18 protein-coding genes, 1 tRNA gene and 1 pseudogene are annotated in these 26,033 nt (G+C 43.4%); 2 read left to right on the forward strand and 18 right to left on the reverse strand.

What is annotated here, in order from left to right; genetic code table 11:
* Positions 1 to 20: 20 nt before the first annotated feature.
* From LC065_RS19845 to LC065_RS19895, 11 genes and pseudogenes are all read right to left on the reverse strand, one after another.
* On the reverse strand, positions 21 to 1,520 hold the full coding sequence (locus LC065_RS19845; RefSeq protein ID WP_226594678.1) for a PH domain-containing protein: 1,500 nt from the start codon (positions 1,518 to 1,520) through the stop codon (positions 21 to 23).
* Positions 1,510 to 1,989 carry a PH domain-containing protein gene (locus tag LC065_RS19850; protein ID WP_226594679.1) on the reverse strand — a complete coding sequence of 160 codons (480 nt, stop codon included), beginning with the start codon at positions 1,987 to 1,989 and terminating at the stop codon, positions 1,510 to 1,512. Before LC065_RS19850 ends, LC065_RS19845 begins: the two co-directional genes overlap by 11 nt.
* An 89-nt stretch (positions 1,990 to 2,078) precedes the next feature.
* On the reverse strand, positions 2,079 to 2,894 hold the full coding sequence (gene proC, locus LC065_RS19855) for a pyrroline-5-carboxylate reductase (RefSeq protein WP_306163660.1): 816 nt from the start codon (positions 2,892 to 2,894) through the stop codon (positions 2,079 to 2,081).
* A 214-nt stretch (positions 2,895 to 3,108) separates the two neighbouring features.
* Positions 3,109 to 4,614 carry a potassium/proton antiporter gene (locus tag LC065_RS19860; protein WP_226594683.1) on the reverse strand — a complete coding sequence of 502 codons (1,506 nt, stop codon included), beginning with the start codon at positions 4,612 to 4,614 and terminating at the stop codon, positions 3,109 to 3,111.
* A 138-nt stretch (positions 4,615 to 4,752) separates the two neighbouring features.
* Positions 4,753 to 5,916, reverse strand: coding sequence for a sporulation protein YhbH (yhbH, locus tag LC065_RS19865; RefSeq protein ID WP_226594684.1), 1,164 nt, complete (start codon positions 5,914 to 5,916; stop codon positions 4,753 to 4,755).
* Between the two features lie 773 nt (positions 5,917 to 6,689).
* Positions 6,690 to 8,012 (reverse strand): 2-oxoglutarate dehydrogenase complex dihydrolipoyllysine-residue succinyltransferase, encoded by a 1,323-nt coding sequence (gene odhB, locus LC065_RS19870; protein ID WP_226594686.1) that lies wholly within the window; start codon positions 8,010 to 8,012, stop codon positions 6,690 to 6,692.
* Positions 7,999 to 10,866 carry a 2-oxoglutarate dehydrogenase E1 component gene (locus tag LC065_RS19875; RefSeq protein WP_306163661.1) on the reverse strand — a complete coding sequence of 956 codons (2,868 nt, stop codon included), beginning with the start codon at positions 10,864 to 10,866 and terminating at the stop codon, positions 7,999 to 8,001. Before LC065_RS19875 ends, odhB begins: the two co-directional genes overlap by 14 nt.
* 206 nt (positions 10,867 to 11,072) lie before the next feature.
* Positions 11,073 to 13,172, reverse strand: a complete 2,100-nt coding sequence (locus LC065_RS19880) for an RNA degradosome polyphosphate kinase (protein ID WP_306163662.1) — start codon at positions 13,170 to 13,172, stop codon at positions 11,073 to 11,075.
* Between the two features lie 154 nt (positions 13,173 to 13,326).
* Positions 13,327 to 14,863, reverse strand: a pseudogene (gene ppx / locus LC065_RS19885) (exopolyphosphatase).
* Between the two features lie 83 nt (positions 14,864 to 14,946).
* Positions 14,947 to 16,842, reverse strand: coding sequence for a PrkA family serine protein kinase (locus LC065_RS19890; RefSeq protein WP_306163663.1), 1,896 nt, complete (start codon positions 16,840 to 16,842; stop codon positions 14,947 to 14,949).
* A gap of 493 nt (positions 16,843 to 17,335) precedes the next feature.
* A complete protein-coding gene (locus LC065_RS19895; protein ID WP_226594694.1) occupies positions 17,336 to 17,515 on the reverse strand; it encodes a hypothetical protein in 180 nt (59 codons plus the stop codon).
* A 192-nt stretch (positions 17,516 to 17,707) separates the two neighbouring features.
* Here LC065_RS19895 and LC065_RS19900 point away from each other — a divergent pair, with 192 nt between their 5' ends.
* Entirely contained in the window at positions 17,708 to 18,523 is an 816-nt protein-coding gene (locus LC065_RS19900) for a lipoate--protein ligase family protein (protein WP_306163664.1), read from the forward strand.
* Positions 18,524 to 18,542: 19 nt separating this feature from the next.
* A complete protein-coding gene (gene lipA, locus LC065_RS19905; RefSeq protein ID WP_226594696.1) occupies positions 18,543 to 19,487 on the forward strand; it encodes a lipoyl synthase in 945 nt (314 codons plus the stop codon).
* A 58-nt stretch (positions 19,488 to 19,545) separates the two neighbouring features.
* On the opposite strand, the gene LC065_RS19910 is transcribed toward lipA, so the two are convergent.
* The 7 genes from LC065_RS19910 to LC065_RS19940 form a co-directional block, all read right to left on the reverse strand.
* On the reverse strand, positions 19,546 to 19,827 hold the full coding sequence (locus LC065_RS19910; protein ID WP_226594697.1) for a hypothetical protein: 282 nt from the start codon (positions 19,825 to 19,827) through the stop codon (positions 19,546 to 19,548).
* 406 nt (positions 19,828 to 20,233) lie between these two features.
* A complete protein-coding gene (gene trmL, locus LC065_RS19915; protein WP_226594699.1) occupies positions 20,234 to 20,710 on the reverse strand; it encodes a tRNA (uridine(34)/cytosine(34)/5-carboxymethylaminomethyluridine(34)-2'-O)-methyltransferase TrmL in 477 nt (158 codons plus the stop codon).
* Between the two features lie 51 nt (positions 20,711 to 20,761).
* On the reverse strand, positions 20,762 to 21,631 hold the full coding sequence (locus LC065_RS19920) for an amidase domain-containing protein (RefSeq protein ID WP_226594701.1): 870 nt from the start codon (positions 21,629 to 21,631) through the stop codon (positions 20,762 to 20,764).
* Between the two features lie 84 nt (positions 21,632 to 21,715).
* Positions 21,716 to 22,264: a methylated-DNA--[protein]-cysteine S-methyltransferase gene (locus LC065_RS19925; RefSeq protein ID WP_226594703.1), complete on the reverse strand. Its 549-nt coding sequence runs from the start codon at positions 22,262 to 22,264 to the stop codon at positions 21,716 to 21,718.
* A gap of 72 nt (positions 22,265 to 22,336) precedes the next feature.
* Positions 22,337 to 23,470, reverse strand: coding sequence for a tRNA epoxyqueuosine(34) reductase QueG (gene queG / locus LC065_RS19930; protein ID WP_226594705.1), 1,134 nt, complete (start codon positions 23,468 to 23,470; stop codon positions 22,337 to 22,339).
* 17 nt (positions 23,471 to 23,487) lie between these two features.
* Positions 23,488 to 25,197: an ABC-ATPase domain-containing protein gene (locus LC065_RS19935; protein WP_226594707.1), complete on the reverse strand. Its 1,710-nt coding sequence runs from the start codon at positions 25,195 to 25,197 to the stop codon at positions 23,488 to 23,490.
* A 131-nt stretch (positions 25,198 to 25,328) separates the two neighbouring features.
* Positions 25,329 to 25,402: transfer RNA gene (locus tag LC065_RS19940), tRNA-Gly, on the reverse strand.
* Positions 25,403 to 26,033 lie beyond the last annotated feature (631 nt).

A 26,033-nucleotide genomic window follows, 5' to 3' on the forward strand; every position in this document is an offset into this window, starting at 1 on the left:
AAAAAAAACCGTCAGAGGAATCATTCCTCTGGCGGTTTTTCACTTACTCGCTTAACTCTATACCATTCCATCATTTCTTCCGTATCCGATTTCTCAAGGTAGTAGCAGGAAGCGAGTGACCTGCCTCCTCCCGAAGTCAACATGACCTCCATGCTTGAGAGGTGTTTCCTTTTTTGAAAATACGTCTGTTTTTTGTAAAACGCTTGGATACGGTATTTTTTCATGAAGTAGGTTTGTTTGATGATTCCTCTCGATCTTAAGGTCAGTTGGTCCTCAAGAATATTCCACCCTGCGTCATGATAGGCAAGCCACCCAAGCACGGCCAAGAAGCACCCCGCCACAACGGAAAGCAGACCATAAGGAAAAAAGAAGATGCTGATGGGAATCGCCGCTAAAAAGCCGAACCATGAATGGCGCAGAATGTAACGGAACAACGATCGCCTGGGTGGTCGATGGAAATCATCCACAACATCATAATCAGGAAGCACCTTTGTCAGGATTTTCCCAACTTCTGCTTTTTTAATCATTGGCAGAAGGCGTAACTGATGCTCATCATTTTTTAAGACCGATCCCCCTGCACTGATTAACGTGATCGAAGCGTACCCCAAAGGCTGTCGAATTAAGTTTTCTTCCATTCGAACGCCTTGTATACGATTCAAAGGTATGGTCATCTGCTTTTTCTCAAGCCATCCACGCGTAATAATCAGATCATCTTCGTCAATAAAAACAGAAAAGTTGGCATACCTTAGAATCGTCATCACAATCGAGATCCCATAAGCCACTAATAATATCACAAGAGCCGTAAAGGCGATAACCAGTACACTAATTTGAATCCAATCAAGGATTTCATTGTAGATCGTACCTACGGGTAAAAGGTCCATAAATTGAGAGAAGAAGACAGCTACCCCGGAAATTACTACCCCTGCTCCTCCAGAAGTGATGGCCATCATCACGATCTCCTTCATTGACATAGCATAGACCTTTTCACGTTTCGGTTCTTCTATTTCTGTTTGGGCTTCTTCGGTATCCCAAGTGTCGTCATCCGGTCTAATGTTTCTGCGTTTCTTCTCCTGGAAAATGGCTTCTTCCAAGGAATCTGCTTCTTCTTTCCGGATGGCTGTCAGTTCGGCCTCTGCCTTTTCATTCCCCGTTGAGCCTGCCGTCTCCACCGAAACCTTTACGAGATTTAAAGGACGATGAAAAATGCCCTCTGAGAAATCAAGGCTTTGAATTCGGTCAATAGGGATGTACCTCTTTTTACGGAAAATAAGACCATATTCAATTCTCAGCTCTCCCTCTTCCATACGGTATGTAAAGCGCAGCCAGCGAATGATCCCTGCCCCCAAAACAAGGAGCAGCACACCAATCCATATTAGCAATGGAATCCAATCCACTTCTCCACTGAATATGTTTCCATTTAACACGAGTACAATAATCAATGGCAAAGCGGCATCTTTTAATGTCTTTACAAAGTTGATGATAGCTGAGATTGGGTGAAGTCTTTTTGGTTCAAACATCATCTTCCGCCACCCTTGCTAAGGAAGAGATGGACTGACGTAGACGCTCGGCTTCCTGCTCATCCAATGCCGGAATTTTATGTACCGTCGCAGCCGTAGAAATACTGATGGTGGATAAACGGAATTTCCTGAGTAATGGTCCTTGTTCTGTATCCACATGTTGAACTCTTACCATAGGCACAAGCGTGCGCGTCACGATAAATAATCCGTACTGCAGATCGATTTCTGTTTCAGTGACGTCATACCTCCACCTTTTCCATCGTAAACTTGGCACGAGCCAGACAAATGAAAGGACCTCCAGCAAAGCGATGCCGAGCCCAATTAGGACAATCCACCACGGCCAATCCCATAAGAAAACGGTGACGGTCAGACCGATGGTCAACAAAAGAATGATTCCTACTTGAATCCAACCATAAATGCGCCACACTGTACGTGCTCGCTGTGATATTCTTTGTGTCGGTTGCTGTTCCATTCTTCCACCCCCTGTGTATGAATACGATTGATTGATCGAAATGTTTCACTATTTTAAAAGAAGCCGGACGTAACAGCCCGGCTATCCCTTTATTTTCTTCCTTCTGATAATGCTTTGGACTTTCCTGTGCAAGCAGTCATCCCTTGAATGATCGCATTTCTGTAACCCGCTTCTTCAAGCTTTGTTACACCAGCAATGGTTGTACCGCCCGGAGTGCATACGGCATCCTTCAGCTCCCCAGGGTGTCGTCCGGTCTCTTTGACCATTTGAGCCGCCCCTTGGACAGTCTGAGAAACCATTTTATAGGCTTTGTCTCTTGGGAAACCTTGTTGAACAGCTGCATCTGCCATAGCCTCAATGAGCATGTAAACAAAAGCCGGTGAAGAGCCACTAACGGCCGGAACCGCATCCATCAACTTTTCTTCTACGATTTCAGCTTCTCCAAAGCTTTCAAACACTTCCATCACTTCCGCTAATTCTTCTTTTGTCACGAAATCGTTCGGGCACAAAACGCTCATACCTGCTCCGACAAGCGAAGGGGTGTTCGGCATGGAACGAATCACTTTCACATTGCGACCAAAGGCTTCATTCATAGCTTCAAGTGTGATTCCCGCAGCGATAGTGACAACCACTGTATCCTCAGGTACTTCATCCTTAATTTCATGGACGACTCCCTGATACACGTAGGGTTTAACAGCTAAGAAAAGCAGATCACTCTCTCTTGCCACTCGCTTATTTTCATTGGAAATATTAATTCCGTATTCATCAGTCACAAAGTCAATCGTTTCATCGGATAAAGCCGTCGCAGCGATATCCCGCGCCTTCACAAGGCCTGCATCTATCATGCCTTGAATCATCGCCTGCCCCATTTGGCCACAACCGATAAAACCTATACGTTTGTTCACCGTACATCCCTCCTTGGTGATTCTTATTGTATAGGAAGATTGTCGAACGTACAATTCCATATTCGATTTCCCTTGTTTCTCTAGTAAAAATTACATGTTTTTTCTAGAAAAGGTTTACAAACCCGGCTGTCTTACCTATAATAATAACTGTATTCTTCATATCATAGTGAAACGCCCAAAATATCATAGCTGCTACGAAAAAAGCCGAGCTGCCTTAAGCTCGGCTTTTTTCGTGTTCTCCTTCATCTTCTTTGATCGCTTCAAGAAGCTTCTTCACTTCTTTTTTATTTTTTCTAGCTACAAGGATATACAACGTATCTCCAGCTTTGATTTCTGTTTGACCATAAGGGGTGATTACATCCCCATCACGGATAATTGCATTGATTAATGCTCGGTCAGGCAATTCCATATTCTCTAAAGTCTGACCAACTACGATGTTTCTTTCCGTTACATCAAACTCAATCATTTCAACGTTCGCTTTGCCGATGGAAATCAACTCAAGAGAATGAATCGGATTTCCAAGCTTATCGGAAACAAGTTTGAAACGTTCGGCGATCCGTGTGATGGACGAACCTTGGACAAGAGCTGAGGTGAGGACAGTAAAGAAAACAACGTTAAAGATGAGCTGGTTATTTTGAATTCCTGCAAGCATTGGGAATATGGCAAGTACGATAGGTACAGCACCACGCAGCCCAGCCCAGGAAAGAAAGTACTTTTCCTTCATCGTAAAGGAAAAACCGGCCAGGCTTAAGAACGTGGCTACAGGCCTCGCAATAAAAATAAGCACAAGCGCTATGAACAACCCATCCATCATAACGGGCCATGTGAAAACCTCTGTGGGAGAAACGAACAATCCCAGGATTATGAACATAAGGATTTGCGCCATCCAGCCAAATCCTTCATGGAAACGCAAGATCGAATAACGGTACGCAAGTTCTGCATTTCCAATGACAACCGCTGTTACATATACAGCTAAAAGACCACTCGCTTGGAGAAGTGAACTCGAACTGTATGATAAAAAGGCGAAACCTAAGGCGAACAAAGGATAAAGTCCACTGGAATCAAGATTGATTCGGTTAAGCGATAAGCTCGCCAAGTAACCGATCCCCGCTCCGACAGCGAGTCCTGCCCCCATCTGCCAAAAGAATGAACCGATCATCCCTAATATATTGACTTGATCGATCGTGAGCAATTGGATAAAAGAAATAGTCAGAAACACAGCCATAGGATCGTTTGTACCAGACTCTGCTTCTAGTGTCGCTTCAAGTTTAGGGCGGACATTTTTACCTTTTAAGACAGCAAAAACGGCAGCAGCATCCGTAGATCCTACAATGGACCCTACAAGAAAAGCTTCAAACCAACCGATATGTAAGATGAACTTTGCAGCTAAGGCTACAATGGATGTCGTAAGTACGACACCTACTGTAGCTAAAGAAATGGAAGGAGCCACTACAGGCCGTATGTCTTTCCACTTCGTCAGCATACCACCTTCAAACAAAATAACAATCAAGGCGATGACACCAATCAACTGAGCAATTTCCGGGTTATCAAAGTAAATGAATCCAAGCCCATCATTCCCTACGAGCATCCCTACAGCAATAAACAAAACAAGAGAAGGAACCCCGAGCCTGGAAGAGAACTTTGTAACGACGATACTGACAATAAGCAATAGAGCCATCAGCATGATGAATTGATTGGACTCTAAAATTTCCTGAATCATAAATGATACTCCTTTTATTTTCTATATAGGAACATTATAACAAGGAAATCTTAGGTGCAAGTAATATAACACTCGTCCAAATTTTGAAAACACAAAAAAAGGCCAAGCAACAAGATGTTACTTGGCTTCTTTGCAACATCAGCTTAGCATCTCTTCTACTTGTTCACTGAAGAATTGTTTCATAGCATGAAACACATCTGCTTTTCTTCTCAAAATGTAATAACGGAACTTAGGGTGGTCAATTGATTTATAGGCCTGCATCAAACTTGAGGAACGATTGTATTGGTTGACTTCTCCATACCCAAACATTTGTGAAACTTCAATAAGTTGTTCAATCAATCCCAGGCAGCGTTTATTATCGGATGTTAAATTGTCCCCGTCGGAGAAGTGGAACGGATAAATATTGTAACGCTCCGGCGAATACTTCGTCTCAATTAATTCTAATGCCTTACGATAAGCCGAGGAGCAGATCGTCCCTCCACTCTCTCCTTTGGAAAAGAAATCATCTTCACTGACGACTTTTGCTTGTGTGTGGTGCGCAACAAATTCAATCTCCACGGTTTCATAATTTCGGTTCAGGAACCTAGTCATCCAGAAAAAGAAACTTCTGGCCATATATTTTTCCCATTGTCCCATGGAACCACTTGTATCCATCATTGCAATAACGACAGCTTTTGATTCCGGTTTGGTTTTCTCATTCCACGTTTTAAAGCGAATATCTTCTGGGTATATCGGTGCAAATGAAGCTTCCCCACCTAAAGCGTTCCGTTTGTACGCTTCAAGCATTGTCCTCTTCTTGTCGATGTTCCCAGTCAACCCTGTTTTCCTGATATCACTGAACTCGATATCTGTATGAATGATATTGTCTTTTTCCTTTTCATCCAAATTCGGTAAGGTCAATTCCTTAAACAAGGCTTCCTCTAATTCTGCTAATGAAATCTCTGCCTCATAATAATCTTCGCCAGCTTGATCACCGGCTCCCTCTCCATCGCCAGGCTTACCTTTCGATTGTTGCGGCGCTTGAGCAACGACATCCCCGACTTCACTATCCCCTTCACCTTGTCCTGCATGTTTATTCTTCTCGTGATTATAACGGATCTTATATTCATCAAGTGAACGTATTGGAATCTTAACGACACGCTTTCCATTCGACATCACAATATTTTCTTCAGTAATGAGATCAGGTAACTGCTTGCTCATGGCATCCTTCACTTTTTCTTGATGTCGCCGCTGATCGTCGTAGCCTTTCCGATGGAGGGACCAGTCGTCTTCGGCGATTACGAAACTCATCTCTTCATCCATGTAATTCCCTCCTAATCGAGTATTACTCTATCGTATGCAGGTCCACGGTAATGGATGAAACATATTGAGATATACATGGATTATTTGTTTCTTTCGCCTAAATTATCTATCTTTTCACAATCAGATTGATAGTCCACGTTGGTAAGTAAGTTATTCAAGTATATGACAGGTTTCTTAAAGACTCAGTTTCGAGACTGTTGTTGAGTGGATAGGGGCTGCGGGGAATAGCTCGCTTTCCGCGGGAGCGCGGTGAGCCTCCTCGGACTGCGTCCTATGGGGTCTCACCCTGCACTTTTTTCCCGCAGGAGTCTCACCATTCCCCTCCGCCCCTTTACCAAGGAAGGATTCTCGAAACCACTACTGGAAAAATCAGCTTATATGATTGTTGGAAGTGGATGATATTAAATCTCGCCAGCTGGGATTTAGAGCGTAAATGGTTGATACAGAGCTCTTTATGCCTGCTTAGGAGGGAATAGTGGGAGCCCTCCTTCTTGGTACAGGGGTTCGTTTCTCACCTATATCGAATGGGGTGGCTGGGAAGCTGCGAGACTCCCGTGGGAGAAGGAGTTAGACGAGATCCCGCAGGACGCAGTCCGAGGAAGCTCGGCCCTCCCCCACAGGAAAGCGAGTAGCTTCCCAGCCACCCCCTAACTCCCATTAAGGCAAACGAAGCCCGGAAGCATATCGAAACTGGGGCTTCCAGAATAGGGAGCGTTTGTGGGTTTGAAGCAAAGAAAATCCCCTTCCACGGAAATTGTGGAAGGGGATTTATTTTAACCTTCAAGCAATAGATCGAATGGATCTTCAATCATTTCTTTGATTCTGCGCAAGAACTGTACCGCATCTTTTCCATCTACGATTCTGTGATCGTAGGAAAGAGCAATGTACATCATCGGACGAGCTTCAATTGTGTCATCCGGCATGACTTTCGCGCGTTTTTCAATGTTGTGCAAACCAAGGATTCCTACTTGAGGTGCATTCAAAATCGGTGTGGAAAGCATAGATCCGAATATTCCACCGTTCGTGATTGTAAAGGATCCACCTTGCAAGTCCTCAAGACCCAGCTCTTTGTTACGTGCTTTGGTCGCAAGGTCAGCAATTCCTTTTTCAATACCGGCAAAGTCCAAACGATCCGCATCACGGACAACAGGAACGACTAGACCTTCGTCTGTTGATACCGCCATCCCGATATCGTAGAACTGTTTCTTAATGATTTCGTTGCCTTGAATTTCTGCATTGAGTAATGGGAATTCCTTCAATGCTCCAACTGCAGCTTTTGTGAAGAAGGACATGAATCCTAATTTGATGTCATGTTTCTTAAGGAAGGATTCTTTACGTTCACTTCTCAGCTTCATAACATTGGTCATATCTACTTCGTTGAAGGTTGTAAGCATCGCAGATTCCTGCTGGGCTTCAACGAGTCTCTTAGCAATCGTTTGGCGTCTGCGGGACATTTTCACCCGTTCGACTGGTTTATCAAACTCTGTTTTCTTCGTTTCTTCTTTTTTCTTCTCTTGCTTCTTAGGTGTGTCCTCAGAAGAAGACTTGGAAGAACCTTTAGATTCTTGCTTAGCTTCTCCTTTAGCAGCTGCATCGACATCTTCCGGACGGATGCGGCCAAGGGGATCGCGAGCGGAAATCTCGCTCAAGTCAATCCCTAATTCACGCGCACGTTTGCGAGCGGCAGGAGTAGCAATCACGTCTTTAGAATCCTTACTGGAAGACCCTTTTTTCTCTTCAGAAGACTGTTGCTGCTCTTCTTTCTCAGATTCTTTCTCTTTGTTGGATTCTTCTGCTTTTTCTTCTTGTTCAGATTCTTCTTCATCAGAAGAAGTGTCTTCATCTGAACCTCCGCCTTCACCGTTTTCATCGACTTTAGCAATGACATCGCCGACTTCTACGTCGTCTCCTGCTTCTCTCAACAACTCAGCAATAACTCCACTAGCATCTGCATTCACTTCAACGTTTACTTTATCTGTCTCAAGCTCTAAAATCGGATCGCCTTTTTCCACTTGATCTCCTTTTTTGACGAGCCATTCTGATATTGTACCTTCTGTTATGGATTCAGCTAATTCAGGAACCTTAATTTCCTTCATTTGTTTCTCCTCCTTTAGACATCTGTAGCGCTTCATGAATGATTCGATTCTGCTCCGTTTTATGGATGTTCGGCTCACCGACGGAAGGTGATGCACGGTGCGGACGACCGACAAAGCGGTGAATCTGCCCTTCTTTCAACAGGTTGTGCAAAATCCCTTCGACGAAGTACCAGCTACCCATGTTCTGCGGTTCTTCTTGGACCCATACTAATTCTTCTAAATTCGGATAAGACTCTAACATTTCAGCTAATCGTTGCTCAGGGAAAGGATAGATTTGTTCGATTCTCACGGCATCGATCGTCTCGAAGGTTTGATCGGTACCGTCTACTGTATCTTCAATGTCGACCATGATCTTCCCACTTCCCAGAAGGAGCGTTTTCACTTTTTCTTTATCCTTGTTTTCAGATAAAATTGGTTGTTTCATAATCGGTTCGAATCGTCCATTGCTGAACTGCTCCCCGGAAACCGCCACACGTTGATTTCTTAAGAGACTCTTCGGTGTCATCAACACAAGAGGACGTGCTTCTTCCTGATTACTAATGGCCGCTTGTCTTCTTAGTAAGTGGAAATATTGAGCAGAAGACGTGACATTAGCAACCGTCCAGTTGTTTTCAGCAGCTAGCTGTAAGAAACGCTCCAAGCGCGCACTGGAGTGCTCCGGCCCTTGACCTTCGTATCCGTGAGGAAGAAGGAAGACCATATTGGATTTTTCGCCCCATTTGGCACGTCCAGCAGAAACGAACTGGTCAAAGATGACTTGTCCAGCATTAGCGAAATCACCGAATTGCGCTTCCCAAAGGACAAGAGATTCTGGAGCCTGGACACTGTATCCATACTCAAACCCGATGACTCCTGCTTCAGATAATGGACTGTTATGAATATCAAAGGACGCATTCGCCTGTTCTAAACCATGCATTGGACAGTATGTTTCCCCTGTTTCCACATCATGTAGAACGAGATGACGGTGGGCGAATGTTCCGCGTTCCGTATCTTGACCTGTGATTCGAATTGGACGACCATCTTCAAGAATCGATGCAAATGCTAAGGCTTCAGCTGTTGCCCAGTCAACCTTCTGTCCATCATCAAGCATTTTACTACGTCTTTGAAGAATTTTCTCAAGCTTTTTGAAGCCATTAAATCCTTCAGGACGTTTCAGCAATCCTTCGTTTAAGCCTCTAAGACGGTCAAGATCGATGGCTGTATCAATTTCATCAAGGTTTCGTTCCACTCCGCTCGGGCGTTCTTTCACATCAGGAGAAGACGTTTCATGCTCGTTCATATTGTTGTATATGTCACGGAGTTTTTTCTCTACTTCCGCTTTCATATCATCAAGAGCACCATCACCTACGACAGATGCTTCATGGAGCTGTTTTTCAAACACAGCAGCAGCCGTTGGGTGTTCATCGATTTCCTTATAGAGTTTCGGTTGTGTCGAGCGTGGTTCATCCATTTCATTGTGACCAAAACGACGATAACCTACGAGATCGATTAAGAAATCTTTATGGAATTTCTGGCGGTACTCATAAGCAAGAGCCATAGCTGATAAACAAGCTAGTGGATCATCAGCATTGACATGAAGAACAGGAATTTCGAATCCTTTGGCAAGGTCACTTGCATATCGCGTGGAGCGTCCATCTTTCCGGTTTGTCGTGAACCCGACAAGGTTGTTAGCGATAATGTGAACCGTTCCACCCGTACGATAGCCAGGGAGGTCACTCATATTCAATGTCTCTGCTACAACACCTTCTCCGATGAAAGCAGCGTCACCATGAATTAACAGGCCGAAAGCCTCGTCTTCATCCATTTTTGCATAACCTGGCTCTGAACGGTCATCTTGAGCCGCACGTGTGAAGCCTTCGACTACTGGATTGACGTATTCCAAGTGTGAAGGGTTATGGCTAAGAGTCACTCGAGTAGCGGACTGTTCGCCGTTCTCAATTTCCCTTCTCGCACCAAAGTGATATTTCACATCTCCTGTCCAACCGTAGTTGATTCCCATTGAACCTTCGGATGGCATGAGCTCCTTATCTGGAGAAAGGTGGAATTCAGAAAAAATGCGATCATAAGGCTTGCCAAGAATATGCGCAAGTACATTTAAACGTCCACGGTGAGCCATGCCCATCATGATATGTTTAATTCTGTCACCCGAAGCCGATTGGATGATATGATCAAGCATCGGCACCATAATATCTAATCCTTCAATAGAAAACCGCTTCTGCGCAACGAATGTTTTGGCAAGGAAGTTTTCAAAACCTTCTACTTCAGCCAGACGGTAAAGCAGTTGTTTCTTCTCTTGATCTGTGAGTGACACCGTATAGGAACCTGTGTCCACTTTATCTTGGAGCCATTTTCTTTCATCTTCGTTATTTACATGACCGATTTCAAAAGAGATAGTCCCTGCATAACGTTCTTTTAACGTTTTGACTACTTGAAGTGCGTTATCCAGTTTCATTGGGGCATCAGGCCACACCCAATCAGCCGGCATTTCTTTTAAATCTTTTTCTTGTAGTCCATATGTCTCTAATTCAAGCAAATTTGTTTTAGGTCGTTCATCACTACCTACCGCGTAAATATTCGCTTGTAGATGACCATGACGACGAATAGCCTCAACAAGTTTCAACGCTGAGGTAATTTTAGCTATGTCCTTCTCAGAAGGTGAAGCGGAACCATTGGTTTCAGTAACCGTTTCGCTTCCCATCCATTCAGGAGCCCCGTGCTCATCAAAAATTTCCTTCAAGGAAGGATCGACAGCACTAGGATCGTTTTCATATTGTTCGAATTGTTCTTCGATGTACCCCATGTTGGGGCCATGGAAATTTTCCCAAAAGTTTTGAGTGGAGCCTTGTTTAGACACGTAGAATACCCCCAAGTAGTTGTTGGCTATTGTTTTCTCGAAAACGTTTCCAAGTCCATGTACTATTATAGAATTGAAACGCTTCCGTATTCAACAAATTTCGCTTAATTTTTTAAGGAATGACCAAATCCATTCCATTATAACAAGAAAGACGCACCGATGGGTACGTCTTTTTCACTTTTTGCCACTAAAGTGATATGTCGTTGTTATTCTTCATCCTCTAAGACACGGTAGGCCATATCATAGAGTTTCATTTGACTGTTGATCGGCTGTACGTTTTCGGCGCGTTTGACATGCTCATAGGATCCGTCATTCTTTTGCTCCCTCGCTTTAACATTATCACTCAGCATGACAGATAAAATCTTCTGCAAACGATTTTTAATCACTGGTTCATAAATTGGGAACAAAAGCTCGACCCGCTTGACCATATTTCTTGTCATCATATCAGCCGAAGATAAAAAGACACGATCATCTCCATTATGGTGGAAATAATAAATTCGACTGTGCTCGAGAAAACGTCCGACAATACTAATGACACGAATGTTATCGCTGAAACCCTGGATCCCCGGACGCAAGCAACAGATCCCACGCACAATCAAATCAATCTGAACACCTGCTTGAGAGGCTTCGTAAAGCTTCATAATTAAATTTTTATCCGTCAGGGAATTCATTTTTAATATGATACGCCCATTGCCATGTTGTTTTTGAAAACGGATTTCATTATTAATATAACGAATAAAATCATTTCGTATATCAAACGGGGCCATCGACAGGTGGTGGAATTGCGGTTTCTCGGTAAACCCGCTTAAGTAATTGAAAAAGTCTGTGGCATCAATTCCGAACTTCCGCTTCGCCGTGATGATTCCCATGTCTGTATAAAGCGATGCTGTCTGGTCATTGTAGTTCCCCGTTCCCAGGTGAACGAAACGTTCAATTTTCTCGTTTTTCTTCCTGACGACCAAAGTGATTTTGCTGTGGGTTTTTAAATAGGTCATTCCATAAATCACATGACAGCCTGCTTTTTCCAATTCTTTCGCCCACTGTACATTATTTTCTTCATCAAATCGTGCTTTCAGTTCTACAAGTACGGTTACTTGTTTCCCTTTCTCCGCCGCACGCTTGAGGGCCTCAATAATCGGTGAATCTCCACTAACCCGATATAATGTCTGTTTAATGGCCAAAACATGGGGATCATCTGCTGCTTCTGCAACAAAATCAACCACTGGTTCAAAGGATTCAAACGGATGGTGCAGGAAAACATCGCGGTCCATCACTTGTTCGAAGATATTTTCATCACTACTCAAATCCCGTGGAGGCTGAGGCATTAAAGTTTCGTAATACAGGTGATCTTTAATGTCTTCAAACGTTTTATGGAATTTAAATAAGAACGTTAAGTCCAGCGGTCCATTCGTGATGTACAAGTCATCTCTATGGATTTCCGGGACTTTCAGTAAAAAGTTGACCAATTTTTCGTCATACTTTCCATCCCGGACTTCCAGCCGAACTGCGGCTCCCCACTTCCTTTTTTTCAATTCTTTCTCAATCTCTTTCAGTAGATCACGTGCACCTTCTTCATGAATTGTCATGTCGGCATTTCTTGTTATTCTGAACTCTGTGATCGATTCAACTACATACCCTTTGAACAACTTACTCATGAAATAACCGATGATTTCTTCCAATAGGACATATTGATACTTATCGTCATGATTTACAGTTACGAAACGATCCAGTACGGATGGTACTTGGACAATCGCCGTTTTCGTTGCTCCTTCTCGATCAAGTTCGTCGCTAATGACGACAGCAAGATTGATGGACTTATTCAAGAGCATTGGAAAAGGGCGATAAGCATCCACCGCCATCGGGGTTAATACGGGAAAGATCTCTTCATCGAAATAGGTTTCAAAACGCTGGATCTCTTCTTTTGTCAGGTCATCAATGGACAAAATGGAGATTCCCTCTTTTTCCAATTCCGGTTTCATCGCCTGATAGGCTGAATATTGCTTTTCCACATTTTTGTGGTTGATCTCAGCGATTTTGTTAAGTTGCTGCTTCGGAGTCAAGCCCGCTTTGTTTTCCGGTTTATTGAAACCAGCTTTGACTTGGTCCTTCAACCCCGCGACCCGCACCATGAAAAACTCATCAAGATTGGAAGATACGATAGCTAAAAACTTCAACCGTTCGAGTAAAGGGTTGTCCATATCAAGAGCTTCATCTAACACCCGCTCATTGAAGCCAAGCCAGCTGAGCTCTCGATTATTATAAAAAAGTGGATTGTCCAATTCTTTCGTCTTCATTTCTGTTGACATTACGCACACCCTTTACACATGTATTCACAACCAGATTAGTACATCAATGTATTCCACATATAAACACCAAGTTAACTTTTTGTAAAATTTTGATTAAAAATGTCGAACTTTTATGCACGAAAATAGAATGACAAAAAAAGCAGCCCGGAACGGACTACTTTTTATTTTCCACAAAAGAGAGCTCGATACTCTTCTTCAATGACTTTTCCAAATGTTTTTTCTGTTTCTCTGCTTGATATTCTTCAGGCATGTAAGCACCGTTACAATAGAGAGTGACACGAAGGTCGTCCCCATCATTGGATAGTTCCAGCTTTTCGACCGTCTGCCTTCGAGTGCTGTCTAGACTATAACAAAACTTCAACATCGACCCGAGAAGGCGGATCTTTTTTCGTTCATCTTTCAAGAACCACTGTTTGAATGGGTCAAGGAATTGCTTGAATACTGTTTTGTTTTTAAAGGAAGCCATTAAAGCCATCCGCAGCCTTTCCATATGCATTAGCCCATCAATGGTTCGGTTTGCGAGGAGATAAAAAGTATGCTGCGAGCTTGATTCATTGTCAATATATTCACCGAGATTGAAGACGTAGCTTGCTCTTTTCACTTCCTGCCAGTCTTTTTTCCTCAAGGAGCCGATCCCATAATCGTGAAGCTGATGGAACAAGTCATGAGCCAGGTGCTGAACGTGCTGGATGTGTTTTACATTCAACTCATAATCACTGATCAGTTCCTGAATGCTCTCCTCTAACACATTCGGAAATAAGGCTGTACCCATATCACTAGTGAGCTGCTCGAAAAAGATGCCGTCGCGCAATCCTTTTCTGCTTAAGATGAACCCTGAAGCATGGACAGTATCGTACAAAGAATGAAAAACTTCTGTTGCAGGAAGGATGATGTCCGCTCGGTCCTTCGATAACCCTTCAACCTTCTGTAACTTCTTCATATTCAAGGTGAAAAGATAGTTCTTGATAAATGCCAGGTCACTATCTTTCATTTTATATTGGTGTAGGCCAGCGAGCGGATATTCTTTCAAGTTTTGATCGATTTGAACGAGGTTACGCGCCCCTCCCCCAATTCCAATCAACGGAACGTTTTTTTTTCTTCAGCCAAGGGAGAGATTGAAACTGTTCAATTAGATAATCCCGAAGGTCTGACATCTCTTTCTCTGTTGGAAGATCCTTTTTAAAGAAATCTTGTTTAAGCGTAAGCGCTCCGAATGGGAAACTATGGGACTCAATCAATTCCCTGTCCTTGAAATATGTAACTTCAGTACTTCCTCCACCGATGTCTACAGTAATTCCCTCTGTCACAGGCGTCGAATTTACCACAGCTAGATAACCATAATAAGCTTCTTCATGATCTGAAAGAATGCGCATATCAAACCCTGTATGTTCAGATACTTGATGAATGATTTCAGCTTGATTTTGTGCTTGTCTGATGGTGGCGGTCGCTACACAAACCATTTCCTCTAAAGGGTAAGACTCTGCGACTTGCTTGAAGCTTTTTAATGTGGTCAGAAGGATCTGGATCCCTTCTGTTGATAAGAGGCCGTCGTCCATGAGGTGATTCCTCAACCTGGCAACAGCTTTCACATTTTCCACTTCCCGAAGACGTCCACCTTTCTCTCTCAAATAAATGACTAGACGCATTGTGTTCGATCCGACATCAATAATTGCATAATAATTTTTGGCCATCGTCTCACCACACTTCATTTTTTGCCATTATACCACAAGAAACCGCCCTCTTAATATAATAAGAGGACGGCTGTGGGATGCTATTATCTATTCAGTAAGCTACCGACGTACTTCAATAATTCATTGGCAGAGCTGGAATTGTAACCATGCTCATCGACGAGAGTCGCGACAACTTCATTGATCTTCTTAAGCTGCTGTTCATCCGGCGTTTTTGTGGACGTCGTAATTTTCACTACATCCTTCAGGTCTGCGAACAATTTCTTTTGAATCGCTTCACGCAACCGCTCATGAGACTGATAATCGAACTTCTTGCCTTTTCTAGCATAAGCAGAAATGCGGATCAAGATCTCTTCACGGAACGCCTTCTTCGCGTTTTCCGATACACCGATCTGTTCTTCAATGGAACGCATGAGGCGCTCATCAGGGTTCAATTCCTCCCCTGTCAGCGGATCTCTAAGCTTCGCTTTGTTGCAGTATGCCTCTACATTATCCAAATAGTTATCCATCAATGTGACCGCTGACTCTTCATAAGAGTAGACAAAAGCTTTCTGCACTTCTTTCTTCGCGATTTCATCGTATTCTTTCCTAGCGAGTGAAATGAAGTCAAGATAACGCTCTTTATCTTCACTGGAAATGGAAGCGTGACTTCCGAGACCGTCTTTCAACGAACGCAGAACATCCAGTGCGTTGATCGACGTCAACTCTTTCTTAATAATGGTAGAGGAAATGCGGTTAATCACATAACGAGGGTCAATGCCGCTCATCCCTTCATCCGCATGCTCTCTCTTCAGCTCTTCCACATCTACATCGCTGAATCCTTCTAAAATTTCGCCGTCATATAAACGCATTTTCTTCAGCACATCGACAGAAGCTTTTTTCGATTCTTTCAGTCGGGTCAGTATCGTAAACATCGCAGCAACCCTCAGTGTATGCGGAGCGATGTGCACATCCCTGATGTCACTCTCTCTGATCATCTTTTCATAGATCCGTTCTTCCTGACTAACCTTCAAATTATAAGGGACAGGCATAACAATCATTCGTGAATGCAAGGCCTCATTTTTCTTGTTGGCAATGAAAGAACGATATTCCGCTTCGTTCGTATGGGCAATGATTAATTCATCTGCAGAAATCAGTGCAAAACGTCCAGCCTTGAAGTTTCCTTCCTGCGTCAAGCTGAGCAAGTGCCATAAAAACTTTTCATCACACTTCAGCATTTCCTGAAACTCCATGATTCCACGGTTCGCTTTGTTCAATTCCCCATCGAAACGGTAAGCTCGAGGATCTGATTCAGAACCATACTGGGCAATCGTAGAGAAGTCAATTGAACCGGTCAAGTCAGCTATATCCTGGGACTTTGGATCGGAAGGACTGAACGTACCTATGCCTGTACGCTTATCCTCTGAGAAAAAGATACGTTCAACTAAAACGTCTTCAATCCTTCCCCCATACTCAGTTTCAACTCTCATCGTGTTTAATGGGGATAGACTTCCCTCAACACGAATGCCATACTCTTCCTGCAAATCCTTACGCAGATGGTTCGGAACGAGGTGTAAAGGGTCCTCATGCATCGGACAACCCTTAATGGCAAAAACAGCCCCTTCATCAGTATGCGTGTAGTGCTCCATCCCTCGTTTAAGTAAGTTAACGAGCGTTGACTTACCACCACTAACAGGTCCCATCAGTAAAAGAATACGTTTTCTAACGTCCAATCTTCTTGCTGCGGGGTGGAAATATTCTTCAACAAGTTTCTCCATTGATTCATCCAAGCCATAAATATCCTCATCGAAAAACTTGTAACGCTTATGATCGTGCTCTTCTGCTACTCCCGCACTTTTAATCATATTGTAAACGCGGGAATGGGCGGATTGAGCTAAATACGGGCGCTCTTTCAGTAATTCCAAATATTCTGAGAATGTACCTTCCCATTTCAGTTCTTCTTCTTGTTCCCGGTGGTCTTGTATTTTCTTTAAAATGTCCACTTCGCGACCTCCCCCGTCGTAAGAGACGAATTTTAATACATCCTATGCCTGGCTACTGTAAAACATGTGTAAATGAATTCGAAATGCGGAGGCATCCTGGTAGACGCGACAAGCATAAGACAAACGGTGCAGTGGTGCGTTCTTTCACCACGGAAGCGGTTGTCTTATGTCTCTAGCGTCTGGATGCCGGAGCTGGACACTACACGAGAAATGTGGAAGCGGCCTGCTTAGACACGACAAGCATAAGACAATCGGCGCAGTGGTGTGTTCTTCCACCACGTAGGCGGTTGACTTATGTCTCGAGTGTCTGGCCGCTTAAAAACAGAATAAATAGGGCAAAATCCTGCTCTGATTTCGGCTACCACAACCCTTTAGAAGAAACAAACTCAAAACCCTGCTTTAAGAGACAACTAAAAAGTGAGGGAAAAGCCCTCTTATCCACCCTATGCCGCCCTTGTTCATTCATGACAGAAAAAGAGGACCAACATAAAAGTCAGTCCTCTTCGTAATCCTTTTCCTCCATATACCTACGCCTTTTGGATAACCCCATGACCAAAAAAGCAACAAATAGAAATAAATTAAGCCACCTGAAATCATCATAAAATATAGCTAATAATGCCCAAATTGCCGCACTGATTAAGAAAAGAATGCTGGAAAGCAACGTTTGGCTCACGATCATCCCTCCTTCCTTTATTATAAATCAACAGAACCATATTGTATGTCCATTTTTTCGCAATGAGCATGTAGTCCTAAAGGTTGAATTGAACCCTCTTAGTAAATTTTGACACGATGATAGACCCTTGTTAAAATTGTTACGAATATTTTAATAGGATAAAGTGCTACACAATAGAAAGAAGGACTGCAAATGGAAACATGGTACTTTGTCGATTCAGGTCATTGCACCCCTGCTATGAACATGGCATTGGATGAAGCCTTGATGAATTGGCACCGTAATGGAGACATTCCTCCTGTACTCCGCTTTTATGGATGGGAGCCTGCTGGATTATCTGTAGGATATTTTCAGAAAGTCAAAGGAAAGATTGATTTGGAAGGCGTCCAAAAGCATGGGTATGAACTTGTTCGCCGTCAGACTGGAGGACGAGCTGTCCTACATGACAATGAACTCACATATAGTGTAATAGTGTCAGAAAATCATCCGGATATGCCGGACTCTGTAAAAGAAGCATATCTTGTACTATCCAAAGGTTTGCTTGAAGGGTTCACAAACCTTGGCATACAAGCAGAATTCGCTGTTCCTGAAGGAAAATTAGATGTTGCAGGATCCGCTGTATGCTTTGAAGAACCATCGTGGTATGAACTAATTGTCGAAGGTAAAAAAGCAGCTGGAAGTGCACAGACAAGAAAGAAAGGGATTATCCTTCAACATGGATCCATCCCCATTGATGTCGATGACGTCAAACTATTCGATATGTTTATCTATAAAAATGAACGGATTAAAGAACGCGCTCGAAAAGCCTTCGGTGACAAAGCCGTAGCTATTAACCAAATCGTCGATCAACCCGTAACTTTCGAAGATACGAAAAAAGCCTTTAAAAATGGATTTGAAGAAGGACTGGGGATTAAACTAGAGCCTTTTAAACTAACGGAAGCACAATGGAGCGAAGTTAAAAAAATTGCAAAAGAACGTTATGAAACCGACGAGTGGAACTATGCTCGCTAATGGATAAGGAGTGAACAAATTGGCCAAAAATCAAGAGTACATAAGAAAACCAGAATGGCTGAAAATCAAAATTAATACAAACAAATCCTACACTGGCTTGAAAAAGCTGATGCGTGATAAAAAACTCAACACCGTATGTGAAGAAGCGCGTTGTCCAAACATTCACGAATGCTGGAGTGAACGCAAAACGGCTACATTCATGATTCTTGGAGATACTTGTACACGAGGATGCCGCTTCTGTGCGGTTAAAACAGGTCTCCCTAACGAATTAGATTGGGGCGAACCAGAACGTGTCGCTGATTCTGTAGAAATCATGGGACTTAAACACGTCGTCGTTACCGCTGTAGCACGTGATGATTTAAATGATGGTGGTGCAGCCGTTTTCGCTGAAACGGTGAAAGCGATCCGCCGCCGTGTCCCAGGATGTACCGTTGAAATTCTCCCTTCTGATATGAAAGGGGATTACGAGAGCCTCCACACACTTATGGATGGTGAACCGGATATATTCAACCACAACATTGAAACCGTACGCCGCCTGACGAAAAAAGTGCGTGCTCGCGCTATGTATGATCGATCTCTAGAACTGTTGAAACGAGTAAAAGAAATCCGTCCGAATACACCTACAAAATCAAGCATCATGGTCGGACTAGGAGAAACAAAAGAAGAAATCGTTGAAGCCATGGACGACCTTCTCGCACACAACGTAGACATCATGACAATTGGTCAATACTTACAACCGACGAAAAAGCACTTAAACGTTGAACGTTATTATCACCCTGATGAATTTGAAGAGCTTAAGAAAATTGCTCTTGAGAAAGGATTCAAACACTGTGAAGCAGGTCCAATGGTACGTTCTTCCTATCACGCCGATGAGCAAGTAAATGCCACATCTGCTCAGCGTCGTATCAAGTACATGCAGGGATACGAATCTCAAGGAAAAGAACTAGATACGACAAACTTCTAAAAAAAATTGCCCCTCATGAATTCTTTCATGAGGGGTGTTTATTTTACCATTGTTCTCCTTAATATGGAGGTCGGTTATATCCATAGGGACCTGGGCCACCAGGTCCTCCTGGTCCTCCGCCCGGTCCACCATAACCTCCGTAACCTCCGTAACCACCATAATATGGTGGGGGTGGAGGTGGGGGACCAAATCCTCCATAAAAACCTGGCGCAAGTGCTCCACCTATAAAACCACCGAGCAATCCACCAGCAAAAGGACCTAAAAAGAAGAAACGTTCATCGTCAAAGCGGAAATCATCTTCTACTTGGTAAGGATTATAATAATATTGGTAATGGTTCATTCATGCTCCTCCAATCCTACCTTGGTTATTCACCTACCCTTCACTCTATGTAAACGCCCGCCCTGACGTATAGGCATGTGTCATCAAGCAAAGGATAAATTTAACTGGACAAACAATTCACATCCACCCATAATTAGGGTATAATATGAATTAAACATGCTTGTCTGGTTACATAAAGGAGGACCACTCATGAATCTTACAATGATCATTCTTGTTTGTGTCGCATTTCTTGCTGCTATCTTCAGTGCCGGATATGACACAAAACCAGGTACGCCAAAAAGATAAGAGCAAAAACGCATCCATATTGGATGCGTTTTTTCGTGTAGTTTATTGGTACCATCAATATTAGACATGCAAAAGCAGAAGCCATAGACAAAAGACGACCACTTCCGGCCGCCTTTTCGCTTCATTTGATTAAATTCGGATGCCCTTGTTGTCTCAGAGCCTCAAAAAGAATGATAGAGGCTGTATTTGATAAATTTAGTGATCTCACTTGATCCGTCATCGGTATTCTTAAACAACGGTCCTCCAACCCTTCTAACAGGTTTTTAGGAATCCCGTCACTTTCACGCCCGAAAACGAACAGCAAATCCTGCTCGACATCACTAAAGTCAAAATCCACGTAAGATTTCGTACCGAAATTCTCAATAAAGTAGAATTCCCCTTCAGGAAATGCATCATAAAGTTCTTGAATGGAATCGTAGTAATTCACATTGACCTTATGCCAATAGTCCAACCCTGCACGGCGGACCATTTTATCGTCTGTCGAAAAACCGAGGGGACGTATCAGGTGGAGTTCCGAATTTGTAGCAAGACATGTACGGGCGATATTGCCCGTATTTGCCGGGATTTCCGGTTGAAAGAGTACAATATGGTTAGGCATGCGTTTCACCTCAGTCTAATCTTAGTCAACTAGGCTATTATATCATACTCTTCAACCGTCGATTTTATAAAATTTGTACTGAATTTCAGGCGTGTAGGCTGTAGAGTCTTCATACGCCCAGTAGCGGTGCCGGCTGTTGGATGTATGAGCATTCACAAGCGGCATGCCATTGGCGTCTTTTTTGACGACGAAGGTGTTGTGATCAAACCTTCCATCTCCCTGAAAGTCATAGCAAATGACATCCCCTGGTGAAAGTTGATCGGCAGAAGAAACCTCTGTCGCTGTGAGACCTTTTCTCGCTCCTCCGAAATACCACCGGAGTGCATGCGCGACCGTCCAACTATAGCTCCAATTTCCACTTCCATACCACCAGCCTCTTGTACGGTTCGGTGCTCCCCATGGTGTCGCTCCACCTGCTCGTATACACTGGGACACATAATTCGTACAATCCACATCGAAACTTCTATACGCTGGATTGTAGCTGTCCCACCACCGGTCAGCATAGCGAACAGCTTCTCTGCGATTGTAAGTGAATCGTGATAGTTCTCGATCCTGCCCCGTCGCAAAATCCATAGGCAAGGACTTAGTCATTTCGTTTCCTTCAAACATCTCTGTCCTTACTTTGTGGTCCATTAACTCTTCCCCCATAAACTTCGCATATCCATGATAGTGACCTTCTTCTAGGAAAGCATATCGTCCTGACTTGATAAGCAGGGATAAGGTTAAAAGATACTGTATGTGCGTTTGATCTTCATAAGCGACTCGGTGGTAAGGATGTATGTTAAAGGTCAGGCGCTGAAGGCGCTGCCCGCGCTCCTCAATGCCGTCTACTTTTTTTCTTAACCAGAGATGGTCTTCCTGTTCGAACAATCGATCCATGATTCTTTCCCAATAGACTTGCAGTTGATATGTATGACTCATGCCACTCCCCTCCTTTTACATCATATGAAAAGTAAAGAAGGACATGAACATCAAAAAAGCAGCCTCCATTTGATGGAGCCTGCTTTAGTGGTTTTGTTTAATGGTTTGGTGCTCTTTTTCAAATTCCAATAGTTTCTGCTTTTTATCTAAACCGCCGGCATAACCGACCAACTTGCCGTTACTTCCGATAATCCGGTGGCAGGGGACAATAATGGAAAAGGGGTTTTGGTTCACCGCTCCTCCTACAGCTCTGATCGCTTTCGGAGCATGCATGGAAGAGGCAATATCCTTGTAGGATCTGGTCTCCCCGTACGGAACATGGTGGAGAAGCGTCCTCCATACTTGACGTTGAAAATCTGTGCCGTAGCAGTTTAATGGCACATGAAATTCGTTCCTATGTCCTTCAAAGTAGTCGGAAAGTTCTTGCTTCGTTTGTGCTACATATTTGTGATCGGGGTCATACACCAGTTCACCTTTGAGAAAATGCTTCTTTTTCCAAGATTGATAGGTAGCGAGCCGGTCTTCATAATGACCATAGTCAATTCGGCAGACGCCTTCGTCATTCGCTAGTACAGTCATTGGGCCCAAAGGAGTTTCGAAAGTGTCATAGTATAAGAACGATTGATGGTTCATATTCAACCCCTTCTTCTTTAACAGTTTTTTCTATTATACAAAAGCTTTCTTGTATTGAAAAGGTACATTTGGTTACTGTTCTTGAAATTGATTGCCCTTTTCCATTTCGAAAAGCACTTGTTCATCCTTTTCTCTTCCCATCGCTTCTTCGATAGCTGCGTAGCATTCCGGTTTTCCAATTTTCCCAAGTCCCCAGGCAGCCGTTCCACGAATGACAGGACGTGGGTCTTCCTTCATCAAACGAATGAGCTCATCAATCGCTGTCTCGTCACGGTAATGCGCTAGCGCAAGAATGGCGTTTCGTTGAATTGGCTTTTTTCCACGCCATGAACCTGAAATGAAACCGAATTTATCTTTGAATTGTCGGTTCGAAATAGAAAGCAACGGGGTCAACTTTGGTTTGACGATCTCCGGATCAGGTTCGAATTCTTCATGATTATGAAAATCCTTCTTCCGGTTTTTTGGGCAGACGGTCTGGCACGTATCACAGCCATAAAGACGATTACCGATTTTCGTCCGGAATTCATCCGGCAAAAAATCCTTCGTCTGTGTTAAAAATGCGATGCAGCGATTAGCATTCAATTGGCCGCCTTGGACGAGAGCATCCGTTGGGCACGCATCGACACAGATGTTGCAGTCTCCGCAACTGTCATCGACCGGTTCATCTGGTGCAAAAGGTATGTTCGTTACCAGCTCTCCAAGATATACATATGAACCAAACTCAGGAGTGATCACGGCACAATTTTTCCCACTAAAACCAATGCCCGCCCGTTCAGCTACCGCGCGGTCTGAGAGCTCTCCCGTGTCGACCATGGACTTCAATTCCACCTCTGGGAATTTTTCTTGTATAAATGCTCCTAAACGATGAAGGCGATCACGAACAACATCATGATAATCCTGTCCCCAGGAAGCGCGGCAGAAGATTCCCCGCCGTTCGCCTTTTTTACTTTTAGGAGCATCATGCATTTTTGAAGGATAAGCCAGGGCGATGGAAATAATGGATTGAGCACCGGGAAGCAGCCGGCCGGGCTCCGTCCGCTCTTGAACAGACCCTTTTTCAAAGCCGGACTGATAACCAAGTTCCTCCTGACGTTTCAGACGCGCTTTTAACTCACCAAAAACGTCGGCGGAAGCAAACCCGATTTTATCAATTCCAATTTCTTTACTATATGCAATGACTTCCTCTTTGAATTGATGAAAATCCACCCTGACGCACCTCCTTTCTATCTTAAATCTTTCACTTTTGCTGTCCGGATCCGGTTCAGCGTAGCTGCAATTTCAAAACGTCTCGGTCTAGCCAACTCACCTGGATGCTGGTCTTTGAACGGAGCAAAGGAAGCGAGCCCTTCTTGATCCAATTGATGTTCAATCCTATCAAGTAGTTCATGAAGAGAACCCCCATGCTTCAGCACGCCTTTTTTATCTAAATGAAGCAGTAAATCAGCAATCATCCTTGTCTGAGATGCATCTACGAGCTGTTCTACATGATCTAACGAGACGTCTTCACGGCCCATCAAAATCTTGTGCATTCCTTTGGCCTGGACCTTTTCTTTCTTTCCTTTACGAGTTTGTAAGCTTTGAGGTAAGAAGGAACGTATCGGCACAGCTCCAAAGGCATCATCATCCGATTCCAAGCGGCCATTTGGGTACTTACTTGCGATTTGTTTCGCTTTTTCCGTAACATTATGAGGAATATACTGATCCATCATGATGACCTCATCAGCAACTTGAAAGTAATCCCCAGAACCACCCATAACAAGAATTGTAGAAACTTCCAATTCATCGCGCATCTGTTTAATTTTATCGATGAACGGGGTGATTGGTTCTTTCTCCTTCACAACAAGCTCCTGCATGCGCTCATCCCTAATCATAAAGTTTGTGGCACTCGTATCTTCATCAATCAGCAAGCTCGATGCACCAGCCTCAAGGGCTTCAATGACATTCGCAGCTTGTGACGTACTACCACTGGCATTCTCCGTTGAAAACCTTGTCGTATCTGTTCCATGTGGAAGGTTTTTAATGAATGGAGAGATGTCGACTGTGGATACTTGACGGCCATCTTCCGCTCTCACTTTCACAGCAGAAGGATCTGTCAGCACATACTCCCGGCCATCCCCTTCGATATGAGGATACACGCCACGCTCCATCGCATTCAACAGGGTACTTTTACCATGATAACCGCCTCCGACGATTAATACAATTCCACGCTTTAAGGCCATACCTGTAATCGGCTCATTCCTGTGCGGAAGGTCAATGGTCACTCGATTTGATTCAGGGCTTTCAAAAGGGACAGCGTCCTGCATAGGCCTTTGACTAATGCCACTCTCTCGAGGAAGAACCGCTCCGTCAGCAACGAACGAAATCCAATCATTCTTCTTCATTTCATCAAGGATCGTTTGATGTTGGTCGGCAAGTTGGCAAACCGATTCCATTTCTTTATCTTTTATAGCAAAAACAGATTGGTTCATAATCTCTGGAAGAATGGAAAAGAAAAGCTTTTCTGCTTGTCTCCCATTAATCCGCCTACCATTAGCCGGCAGGCCAACCGTTAGACAGACCGTCAGATCCTCGGCATCTAAAGAAACGGACGTTCGTTCCAGAATTTCCTGTCCCGGTTGATCAATCGCGATCATGCCACTTTTACCAGAACCTTTGACACTGGTTTGAGTTTTATGAATGGTCTTCGCAACCACCCGCGTTATTTGATCCTCTGCATAATACTTCCTGCGGGAATTCCCCTTCCACTCCGGAGCAATCCTCCGCTCAGAATCCGGAATACGGATGCGGATTTTAGAAGGAGCCGCAAAAGGATCTCCTTGAACATAATCAATCATCAAATCATATCTCGTAAATGAATACGTCCCTTGAATTTGTTTATAGGCTTTATAGCTTTTTCCATCGATTTGTTTCAAATGCTGCTGTAACTTTTTCATCCTGGATTCCTCCCTCAAACGAATAGGTCTATTATAGGGTTTATCCAATTTTCATCAATAAAAAACGCAATGCTTCGTTACCCATTTAACGAAACACTGCGTTGGTTCACATAAGTATAAAATAATAGCATTGGAGCGGGTGAAGGGAATCGAACCCTCGTCATCAGCTTGGAAGGCTGAGGTTTTACCATTAAACTACACCCGCATAAATTAAAATCATTATTCTTGTTTTACTGAGGTCGAATCATTGTACCAGTTGTTCGGACAACTCTTATCGTTTACATTTGTAATCATAACATTCGAAATCTAGCGACGCAACATGAAATTTACGATTTTTTGTCGAAAATTAATTTCCCCTTAACTTTAACAGTTTAATATAGATGTTTTCATATATTATTCCAATTAAAGGCTGTCTCTAAACCCTCTCTCGTTCTTCACGGTACTATTCCTTAGACCTGAAGTTTTGGTATGTGGATGGGGTTGGAGAGGGATGACTTCCGCCCCTCCCACACTCCACCAAGATTAAAGTACGAATACACTTTCCAGAAAAGTTAACCATTAAAGATTCATAACTCCCCAAAAACCGTATCAACGATTTTTAGTGTTTCAACTTTTCTTAGACTGATACACATAGATCATGGAGAACACTAGAAAAGCAATCAAGTGAATAGAGTCAATGAACAGTTTGAAGAGATCAACTAACGTAGTGGAATCCATAGGTTTCACCCCCAACAAGCATTTTAGCTGTGGTTCTGCTAAACATGTTGCTGTAGACAATAGAGCAGTTTGAGTGAGAGGACTTTTTTAAGAGATAGTGAGAAGAAGCTTTCCCTTAT

Origin of the sequence: Halobacillus litoralis (assembly GCF_020524085.2) — a bacterium.
Lineage (GTDB): Bacteria > Bacillota > Bacilli > Bacillales > Halobacillaceae > Halobacillus > Halobacillus litoralis_E.

What these genes read in the sequence shown, in the direction of transcription:
- LC065_RS19845 (WP_226594678.1), bottom strand. Translation starts at nt 1,520, where the DNA reads ATGATGTTTGAACCAAAAAGACTTCACCCAATCTCAGCTATCATCAAC.
- LC065_RS19850 (WP_226594679.1), bottom strand. Translation starts at nt 1,989, where the DNA reads ATGGAACAGCAACCGACACAAAGAATATCACAGCGAGCACGTACAGTG.
- LC065_RS19860 (WP_226594683.1), bottom strand. Translation starts at nt 4,614, where the DNA reads ATGATTCAGGAAATTTTAGAGTCCAATCAATTCATCATGCTGATGGCT.
- yhbH (WP_226594684.1), bottom strand. Translation starts at nt 5,916, where the DNA reads ATGGATGAAGAGATGAGTTTCGTAATCGCCGAAGACGACTGGTCCCTC.
- odhB (WP_226594686.1), bottom strand. Translation starts at nt 8,012, where the DNA reads ATGAAGGAAATTAAGGTTCCTGAATTAGCTGAATCCATAACAGAAGGT.
- LC065_RS19880 (WP_306163662.1), bottom strand. Translation starts at nt 13,172, where the DNA reads ATGTCAACAGAAATGAAGACGAAAGAATTGGACAATCCACTTTTTTAT.
- LC065_RS19900 (WP_306163664.1), top strand. Translation starts at nt 17,708, where the DNA reads ATGGAAACATGGTACTTTGTCGATTCAGGTCATTGCACCCCTGCTATG.
- LC065_RS19910 (WP_226594697.1), bottom strand. Translation starts at nt 19,827, where the DNA reads ATGAACCATTACCAATATTATTATAATCCTTACCAAGTAGAAGATGAT.
- trmL (WP_226594699.1), bottom strand. Translation starts at nt 20,710, where the DNA reads ATGCCTAACCATATTGTACTCTTTCAACCGGAAATCCCGGCAAATACG.
- LC065_RS19920 (WP_226594701.1), bottom strand. Translation starts at nt 21,631, where the DNA reads ATGAGTCATACATATCAACTGCAAGTCTATTGGGAAAGAATCATGGAT.
- LC065_RS19925 (WP_226594703.1), bottom strand. Translation starts at nt 22,264, where the DNA reads ATGAACCATCAATCGTTCTTATACTATGACACTTTCGAAACTCCTTTG.
- LC065_RS19935 (WP_226594707.1), bottom strand. Translation starts at nt 25,197, where the DNA reads ATGAAAAAGTTACAGCAGCATTTGAAACAAATCGATGGAAAAAGCTAT.